A 7,384-nucleotide genomic window follows, 5' to 3' on the forward strand; every position below is an offset into this window, starting at 1 on the left:
GGAGGACGACGCTCAGGATGAGTCGCTGGATTCGCCGAAAGCCGAGCAGCAGAGTGGGCCGGACACGGACGAGAGCGGCGGCGCAGAAGAGAGTCAGAACGACGAATAGGGCTTTTCGCCAAGCCGAGCGATGAGCGCCGGGGGCAAGTCGTAGCGAGGGTCTTTTGCCATGGATGGCAAAAGTAGCGCCCAGGGATGGGTTCACAGCGCCCTCGCGAGACTTGGCGACGGAACAGCTCATCGCGTGTCGCTTCAGTAACAATGCTTGAGCTGAGACGGAACACCACGCTGATGACACGCCACTATAATTTCTGCGCCGGTCCTGCGGCGCTGCCCCTCCCGGTGCTTGAGCGCGCCAGGGAAGAACTGCTCGACTATCAGGGTCGCGGGCTCTCTGTCATGGAGATGAGCCACCGCTCGCCGGAGTTCGTCGCCATTGCCGAACAGGCCGAGGCCGACCTGCGCGAACTGCTCGCCGTACCCGAAAACTACAAGGTGCTGTTCCTGCAGGGCGGCGCCAGCCTGCAATTTTCCATGGTGCCGATGAACCTGCTGGGGCAGGGCGGCACGGCCAACTTCCTGTACACCGGTATCTGGGGCAAGAAGGCACTGGCGGAAGCCAAGCAGCTTGGCTATGCGGTGCACATGGCCGGTTCCAGCGAGCCCAGCGGCCACTCCGAAGTGCCGGCCCAGGCGGAGCTGGCGTTGTCCGACGACGCGGCATATCTGCACTATACCGCCAACGAAACCATCGGCGGGCTGGAGTTCGATTACATCCCCGATGTGAACGTGCCGCTGGTGTGCGACTACTCCTCGAGCATCCTGGCCGAGCCACTGGACGTGTCGCGCTTCGGCATCATCTACGCCGGCGCACAGAAGAACATCGGCCCCGCCGGGCTCACCCTGGTGCTGGTGCGGGACGATCTCCTCGACCGTCGCTGCGAACGCATTCCCAGCCTGTTCGACTACCAGGCCATGGCCGAAGCCGGCTCCATGGTCAATACACCGCCCACCTACGCCTGGTATCTGGCGGGGCTGGTGTTCCAATGGCTCAAGCACGACATCGGTGGGCTCGACGCCATGGCCGCTCTCAATGCGCGCAAGGCCGGCAAGCTGTATGCCGCCATCGATTCCAGCGGCCTTTACTCGAACCCCATCGCAGTAAAAAACCGCTCGCGCATGAACGTGCCCTTCGTACTCGCCGATGAGCGTCTCGACAAGCCGTTCCTGGCCGAGGCCGAAGAGGCCGGGCTGCTCAACCTGAAAGGCCACCGCAGCGTCGGCGGCATGCGGGCGAGCCTCTACAACGCCGTACCCGAAGCGGCCGTCGATGCCTTGATCGACTTCATGGCCGACTTCGAAAAACGCAGGGGATAAGCCATGACCGATACCCCGGACAATCTCGACTCGCTGCGGGTGCGCATCGACGAGATCGACAACGACATCCTGCGCCTGATCAGCGCTCGTGCCGAGTGCGCCAAGCAGGTCGCCGAGGTCAAGACCAGAAGCGACAAGGGGGCCGTGTTCTACCGCCCCGAGCGCGAAGCTCAGGTGCTGCGTCGCATCATGGAGCTCAACCAGGGGCCGCTCAACAGCGAGGAGATGGCGCGACTGTTCCGCGAGATCATGTCCGCCTGTCTGGCGCTGGAGCAGCCCACCAAGGTGGCCTACCTGGGTCCGGAAGGAACGTTTACCCAGCAGGCGGCACTCAAGCACTTCGGCGAGAGTGCGGTGAGCATGCCGATGGCGGCCATCGACGAAGTCTTCCGCGAAGTGGAAGCGGGCGCCGTCAACTATGGCGTGGTGCCGGTGGAGAACTCCACCGAGGGCGTCGTCAGCCATACTCTCGATTCGTTCATGGACTCCTCGATCCGCATCTGCGGCGAGGTGGTGCTGCGCATTCACCATCATCTGCTGGTGGCCGACACCACGCTGCGCGACAAGGTCTCGCGGGTCTACTCCCACCCGCAGTCGCTCGCCCAATGTCGCAAGTGGCTCGATGCCCATTACCCCCGCGCCGAACGCGTGCCGGTTTCGTCCAACGCCGAGGCGGCGCGGATGATCAAGAGCGAATGGCACAGTGCCGCCATCGCCGGCGACATGGCCGCCAAGCTCTACGGCCTGGAGAAGATCGCCGAGAAGATCGAGGATCGCCCGGACAACTCAACGCGTTTCCTGATCATCGGCAGCCAGCACGTGCCCATGTCCGGCGAGGACAAGACCTCCATCGTGGTTGCCATGCGCAACCAGCCCGGTGCGCTGCACGACCTGCTCGAACCGTTCCATCGTCACCGTATCGATCTCACCCGTCTGGAAACGCGTCCCTCGCGTACCGGCGTGTGGAACTACGTCTTCTTCATCGACTTCAAGGGGCATGTGGACGAGCCGCGGGTCGCTGCGGTGATTGAGGAAGTGCGCCTGCGCGCCTCTGAACTCAAGGTGCTCGGTTCCTACCCCGTAGGCGTGCTGTAAGCGTGGTGGAGCGAATTACCCCCATCGCACCGCTGAATGAAGCCCGCATTCTCATTGTCGGCCTGGGGCTGATCGGCGGTTCGCTGGCCGCCGCGCTTCGTGCCGCCGGCTTTGCGGGCGCACCCACCGGCGGCTTCGGGCCGGTTGAAATAGCCGCGTGCGACCCGGATGCCGGCGAGATCGCCCGCGGCATCGAAATGGGCCTGATCGACCACGGCGACACCCGGCTCGCACCGCTGGTGGAAGGAGCCAGCATGATCGTGCTGGCAGTGCCGGTGCTGGCCATGCGCAGCGTCATGGAGGAGCTCGCCGGCTTGCTCCCGAAAGCGTTACTGGGTGGCCCGACGCCGCAGGTGACGATCACCGATGTCGGCAGCACCAAGGCGGCGGTGCGCGATTGCGCCCTGGCGGCCTTCGGCGAGCTGCCGGCCGGACTGGTGCTGGGGCATCCCATCGCCGGCTCGGAGAAGAGCGGTGTGGCGGCGTCCAATCCCAAGCTCTACGTCAACCACAAGGTCATCCTGACGCCTGGCTCCGAGACAGCAGCCTCTGCCGTGGCCCGGGTCGAGGCGCTATGGCGAGCCTGCGGTGCCGACGTGCTCGAAATGGACGTGGAGCGCCACGATCAGGTGCTGGCGCGTACCAGCCATCTCCCGCACCTGCTCGCTTTCTCTCTGGTGGACACCCTGGCGCGGCAGGACGAACGGCTGGATATCTTCCGCTATGCCGCCGGTGGTTTTCGCGACTTCACCCGAATTGCCGGTAGCGACCCGGTCATGTGGCGCGACATCTTCACCGCCAATCGCGGTGCAGTCCTGGCCGCCCTCGACGACTTCGAAGCGGGGCTCGGCCGCCTGCGTCAGGCGGTGGAAGCAAGCGACGGCGATGCTATGCTCTCCATCTTCGACCGTGCCAGCCACGCACGACACTACTTCGACTCTCTCCTGAACCAGACCAGTTATCAGGCGGAATACCACATGCAACAACAAGGTAAGCTCACCTTCCGGGCCGCTCCCGGTGGCCGCGTGGCCGGACGCATTCGCGTACCCGGCGACAAGTCGATCTCCCATCGCTCGATCATGCTGGGCGCGCTGGCCGAAGGCGTGACCGAAGTGAAGGGTTTCCTGGAAGGGGAGGACAGCCTGGCCACCCTGCAGGCATTTCGCGAAATGGGCGTGGCCATCGAAGGCCCGCACCAGGGACGCGTCACCGTTCACGGTGTCGGCATGCACGGCCTCAAGGCGCCTTCCGGGCCGCTCTACGTGGGCAACGCCGGCACCGCCATGCGCCTGTTCGCCGGTCTGCTGGCGGGGCAGGGCTTCGACACCGAACTGATCGGTGACGCCTCGCTGACCAAGCGCCCCATGGGCCGGGTGGCGGACCCGCTGTGTCTGATGGGGGCCAAGATCGACACCGCCGAAGGCGGCCGGCCGCCGCTGAAGATCCACGGTGGCCAGCCGCTCAAAGGCATCGACTACGACATGCCCATGGCCAGCGCTCAGGTAAAGTCCTGCCTGCTGCTCGCCGGCCTCTATGCCGATGGCGAAACCCGCGTGCGCGAGCCGGCGCCCACCCGCGACCATACCGAGCGCATGCTGGCCGGCTTCGGTTATGACGTGCACCGTGAAGGGGATACCTGCTGGCTCAGCGGCGGCGGCAAGCTCACCGCCGCCCCCATCGACGTACCCTCCGACATCTCGTCGGCTACCTTCTTCCTGGTAGCGGCGGCGATTACCCCGGGCTCCAACCTGACGCTCGAACATGTGGGCATCAACCCCACGCGCATCGGCGTGATCAACATCCTCAAGCTGATGGGAGCCGACCTGCACCTCACCAACGAGCGCGAGGTGGGCGGCGAGCCGGTAGCCGATATTCACATCCGCTACGCGCCGCTCAGGGGTATCGACATACCCGTCGATCAGGTGCCGCTGGCCATCGACGAATTCCCGGCGCTGTTCATCGCCGCCGCCTGTGCCAGCGGTACCACCCGTCTGCGTGGCGCGGAGGAGCTGCGGGTCAAGGAGTCCGACCGCATTCAGGCCATGGCCGACGGCCTGGCGACGCTGGGTGTCAAGCACACCGTGCTGGAAGACGGCATCGATATCATCGGTGCCGGTGAAAGCGAAGTGGCCTATGGCGGCGGGCGTATCGACAGCTTGGGCGATCACCGTATCGCCATGTCCTTCGTGGTGGCCTCGCTGCGGGCCGGCGAAGAGATCGTCATTGACGACTGTGCCAATGTCGCTACCTCGTTTCCGGGCTTCACGGAGCTGGCCCAGGTGGTCGGGCTTCGCGTCAGTGAGGAAGGCGAGGTCACGAACGCAGAGGACGAAGCATGAGCGAAACGGCCAAGGTGCTGACGCTGGATGGCCCCGGTGGTGCCGGCAAGGGCACCATCAGCCGCCTGGTCGCCGAACGCCTGGGCTGGCATCTGCTCGACAGCGGGGCGCTATATCGCCTGACGGCCCTGGCGGCGCAGCGGCAAGGCGTGGCGTTTGACGACGAAGCTGCTCTCGAGCAGGTGGCCGTCGAACTGGACGTGGTCTTCGTGGCCGAAGCGGACAAGGCCCGCGTGCTGCTCGAAGGCGACGACGTCAGCCTCGCAATCCGCACCGAAAAGGTGGGCGATGCCGCCTCCCAGGTAGCCGCGTTGAATGGCGTGCGCCAGGCGCTGCTGCAGCGTCAGCGCGACTTCAGAAAGGCGCCCGGGCTGGTGGCCGATGGCCGCGACATGGGGACCGTGGTTTTCCCCGATGCCGAGCTCAAGGTATTCCTCACGGCAAGCCCCGAGGAACGGGCGCGAAGGCGCCACCTTCAGTTGCAGGAGGCGGGGGTCGATGCTAGTCTATCGAGTCTTTTGAAGGAAATTCAGGCACGCGATGCACGCGACATGCAGCGCAGCGTGGCTCCCCTCAAGCCGGCGGATGACGCCATTACGCTTGATACCACGAGCCTGAAGATACCGGAAGTGGTGGAACTGTTGACGGAATGGCTGGCCGAGCGTGGTCTGGCCCCCGGAAGTTGATCTCCCTTGCGGCGCCCTCGAACGGATGTCATGGCATGGTCGGGCAACATCACTCTTGCAAGTCCGGCCAGGTCCAACCAGCGCTAACATCCTCGGGGGTTTGGTAAATAAGGCCCGCACTCGCTGGTGGTGCGGAGAAGGCGGCAACGCCTCAACACCGTTGATCACGTAGGAAAATCATGAGCGAAAGCTTTGCTGAACTGTTTGAACAGTCACTCCAGGACATCAACATGGAGCCGGGCGCCATCGTCACGGCTACCGTCGTCGACATCGAAGGTGACTGGGTCACCGTCAATGCCGGCCTGAAGTCCGAAGGGCAGATTCCCGCGGCGCAGTTCCGCGACGATAACGGCGAACTCAACATCGCCATCGGCGACGAAGTCAGCGTCGCCCTGGAAGCCGTCGAAGACGGTTTCGGCGAGACCCGCCTGTCTCGCGAGAAGGCCAAGCGCGCCGAAGCGTGGAAGATTCTGGAAGCGGCCTTCGAGAAAGAAGAAATCGTCAAGGGCGTGATCAACGGCAAGGTCAAGGGCGGCTTCACCGTCGACATCGACTCCATCCGTGCCTTCCTGCCGGGTTCCCTGGTCGACGTTCGCCCGGTGCGCGACACCACGCACCTCGAGCACAAAGAACTCGACTTCAAGGTCATCAAGCTCGACCCGAAGCGCAACAACGTCGTCGTTTCCCGCCGTGCCGTGCTCGAAGCCGAGAACAGCGCCGAGCGTGAAGCGCTGCTCGCCACGCTGCAGGAAGGCCAGCAGATCATCGGTATCGTCAAGAACCTGACCGATTACGGCGCCTTCGTCGACCTGGGCGGCGTAGACGGCCTGCTGCACATCACCGACATGGCTTGGAAGCGCATCAAGCATCCGAGCGAAATCGTTGCCGTGGGCGACGAGATCAACGTCAAGGTGCTGAAGTTCGACCGCGAGCGCAACCGCGTCTCCCTGGGTCTGAAGCAGCTGGGCGAAGATCCGTGGGTCAGCATCACCGAGCGTTACCCCGAGGGTACCGTGGTTCAGGCGCGTGTCACCAACCTCACCGACTACGGCTGCTTCGCCGAGCTGGAAGAGGGTGTCGAAGGCCTGGTTCACGTTTCCGAGATGGACTGGACCAACAAGAACATTCATCCGTCCAAGGTCGTCAACATCGGCGACGAAGTGGACGTGATGATCCTCGATATCGACGAAGAGCGTCGTCGTATCTCCCTGGGTATCAAGCAGTGCACCGCTAACCCGTGGGAAACCTTCAATGCCCAGTACAACAAGGGCGACCGCGTTGCCGGTACCATCAAGTCGATCACCGACTTCGGTATCTTCATCGGTCTGGAAGGTGGTATCGACGGTCTGGTTCACCTCTCCGACCTCTCCTGGTCCGAGACTGGCGAAGAAGCCGTGCGTCGCTTCAAGAAGGGCGACGAAGCCGAAGCCGTCATTCTCTCCATCGATCCGGAGCGTGAGCGCATTTCGCTTGGCATCAAGCAGCTCGATTCCGACCCGGTGGCCGAGTACCTGTCCGTCAACGACAAGGGCTCCATCGTCTCCGGTCGCGTGATCGAGGTCGATGCCAAGGAAGCTCACGTCGAGCTGGCGACTGACGTCGTTGCCGTGCTCAAGGCTTCCGAAATCAGCGCCGACCGCGTCGAAGACGCGCGTAACGTGCTGAGCGAAGGCGACACCGTCGAAGCCCGCATCGTCAACGTCGATCGCAAGAATCGCGCGATCAACCTGTCGATCAAGGCCAAGGATCAGGACGACACGCGTCAGAACCTGAAGAAGCTGCGCGAGCAGGAAGTCGAAACCGGTGGCCCGACCACCATTGGCGACCTGATCAAGCAGCAGATGGGTCAGGACTGATCGACCCTCGGGCTCCGTTCGCGGAGCCCGA

General features: G+C 63.9%; 5 protein-coding genes. All 5 read left to right on the forward strand.

Annotation, left to right across the window (positions count from 1 at the left end; translation table 11 throughout):
* Positions 1-291 precede the first annotated feature (291 nt).
* The 5 genes from serC to rpsA all read left to right on the forward strand — a co-directional run bounded on the left by serC (position 292) and on the right by rpsA (position 7,353).
* The gene (gene serC, locus AC2VNO_RS02735; RefSeq protein WP_486932703.1) at positions 292-1,377 is read left to right on the forward strand and encodes a 3-phosphoserine/phosphohydroxythreonine transaminase; all 1,086 of its coding nucleotides are present in this window, start codon (positions 292-294) and stop codon (positions 1,375-1,377) included.
* Positions 1,378-1,380: 3 nt separating this feature from the next.
* Positions 1,381-2,472: a prephenate dehydratase gene (pheA, locus tag AC2VNO_RS02740; RefSeq protein WP_228578284.1), complete on the forward strand. Its 1,092-nt coding sequence runs from the start codon at positions 1,381-1,383 to the stop codon at positions 2,470-2,472.
* A gap of 2 nt (positions 2,473-2,474) precedes the next feature.
* Positions 2,475-4,811, forward strand: a complete 2,337-nt coding sequence (locus AC2VNO_RS02745) for a bifunctional prephenate dehydrogenase/3-phosphoshikimate 1-carboxyvinyltransferase (protein WP_486932704.1) — start codon at positions 2,475-2,477, stop codon at positions 4,809-4,811.
* Positions 4,808-5,497: a (d)CMP kinase gene (gene cmk, locus AC2VNO_RS02750; RefSeq protein ID WP_486932705.1), complete on the forward strand. Its 690-nt coding sequence runs from the start codon at positions 4,808-4,810 to the stop codon at positions 5,495-5,497. The genes AC2VNO_RS02745 and cmk overlap by 4 nt, the downstream gene beginning before the upstream one ends.
* A gap of 179 nt (positions 5,498-5,676) precedes the next feature.
* Positions 5,677-7,353, forward strand: a complete 1,677-nt coding sequence (gene rpsA / locus AC2VNO_RS02755; protein ID WP_486932706.1) for a 30S ribosomal protein S1 — start codon at positions 5,677-5,679, stop codon at positions 7,351-7,353.
* Positions 7,354-7,384 lie beyond the last annotated feature (31 nt).

It is taken from the genome of Halomonas sp. TH-94 (assembly GCF_057473365.1).

Bases quoted from the DNA above. Each gene is read 5' to 3' on its own strand.
- rpsA (WP_486932706.1), top strand. From the start codon at position 5,677: ATGAGCGAAAGCTTTGCTGAACTGTTTGAACAGTCACTCCAGGACATC.
- pheA (WP_228578284.1), top strand. From the start codon at position 1,381: ATGACCGATACCCCGGACAATCTCGACTCGCTGCGGGTGCGCATCGAC.
- serC (WP_486932703.1), top strand. From the start codon at position 292: ATGACACGCCACTATAATTTCTGCGCCGGTCCTGCGGCGCTGCCCCTC.
- cmk (WP_486932705.1), top strand. From the start codon at position 4,808: ATGAGCGAAACGGCCAAGGTGCTGACGCTGGATGGCCCCGGTGGTGCC.